1 protein-coding gene is annotated in these 380 nt (G+C 43.4%); it reads right to left on the bottom strand.

From position 1 onward, the window contains the following. Positions 1–340, bottom strand: a 340-nt coding sequence (locus ACODS7_RS32785; protein WP_488828741.1) for a DnaB-like helicase N-terminal domain-containing protein, incomplete at its 3' end; no start/stop codon positions are given. Between the last annotated feature and the right edge of the window lie 40 nt (positions 341–380).

The raw sequence follows: 380 nt of genomic DNA, 5'->3' as shown, positions 1-380 counted from the left end.
CCTGTATATCAAACAACATGTCTTCTACCGCCATAAATTCAATCATCTTTTGCTGAATGAACGAAAAGTTGTGTAACGTAGGTGCTTGGCGGTGGCACTCGTATATTTTCCCTACGCCGCCAAATGCCTTCATTCTCTTCTCACTCAGTTGGGAAAGACTCATGTCATTAACCGGCTTCTCCTCTTGCCAAAGCTCCATCATGGCTTGAAACAATTGATTATGCTGTACGTGAATAAAGTGTTTCGCCGTCAGTCTCAATTCCTCGCATAGAGCATTGTCTTTCATCAAGCAACCGAGTACGTACAGCTCATTCTCTGCATACCTCTGATACTTCTCCATCAGACCCCATCCCCTAATGTTGCATAAATGTCATCTACAT

The organism is Bacillus sp. FG16 (assembly GCF_057809515.1).
The sequence above is the reverse complement of the archived record's forward strand: the minus strand, read 5'-3'. Positions and strand labels throughout refer to the sequence as shown.